Annotated in this window: 1 protein-coding gene; it reads right to left on the minus strand. The window is 61.1% G+C overall.

Translation table 11 applies throughout. The features are described from left to right. Nucleotides 1–398: hypothetical protein (locus PseAD21_RS29380; protein WP_146011328.1), on the minus strand; the 398-nt coding region annotated here is incomplete at both ends.

The raw sequence follows: 398 nt of genomic DNA on the forward strand, positions 1-398 counted from the left end.
CCGGTCAGCGTGAGGGTTGTTTCCGAGGCGGTGCCATTGTTGCTGTCGTTCACCGCTTTTGGCAGGTCGTCGATGATGTTTACATCGAGGGTCGCGTTGGCGGTGGTGCCGTTGTCGTCGACCACGGTGACGGCGAACTGCTCGGGCAGGTTGTTTGCGCCGTTGGCCGTTGGGTGAGCGTCGTTGTGGTCGAGGGTGTAGCTGTAACTCACAACACCAGTAGCTGCGTTGAAGCCGGTGATGGTCAGTGTGCTGCCGAGCGGTGTGGTAACCGATTGCGGGAAGCCTGCAGCGACGCCATTGGTGACCACGGAGATACCACCGACAGTCAGCGTGGTGACGCCATCCTGCGCGGTGATGGTGAAGGTGCCACTTTGGGTCAGGGCATTGGCGTCAGG

This window comes from Pseudomonas sp. AD21, from assembly GCF_002878485.1.
Taxonomy (GTDB): domain Bacteria; phylum Pseudomonadota; class Gammaproteobacteria; order Pseudomonadales; family Pseudomonadaceae; genus Aquipseudomonas.